Here is a 255-nt window from a genome sequence, read left to right as displayed (position 1 = left end):
CCATCAAGGCTGGCGAAACCAGTGCCCCGTACACCCATGCTGCGCAGGGCGATGACGTCTATAACGACGCTGGCCAGATCAGCCTGGGCATCAGTTCGGCTGTGGATGCAACCGGTGCGACCTTCGAGAATCTGCAGCTGGGTGGTGCCGCTACGGTTCAAGTGACCGACACCACCGACGAAGTGGTGGCCAAACTGACCGCAACCCCTTCGGTCACCGAAGGCGGCGAGATCACCTACACCATCACGCTGACCA

The 255-nt window shown here is 61.2% G+C and carries 1 protein-coding gene; it reads left to right on the top strand.

Annotated features, from left to right (window positions below; genetic code table 11):
* On the top strand, positions 1 to 255 hold a 255-nt coding region (locus tag J5M71_RS29730; RefSeq protein ID WP_207839153.1), incomplete at both ends, for an immunoglobulin-like domain-containing protein.

The sequence above is a fragment of the Pseudomonas sp. 43(2021) genome (genome assembly GCF_017490805.1).
Taxonomy (GTDB): domain Bacteria; phylum Pseudomonadota; class Gammaproteobacteria; order Pseudomonadales; family Pseudomonadaceae; genus Aquipseudomonas.
This window is presented reverse-complemented; position numbering and strand designations above follow the sequence as displayed.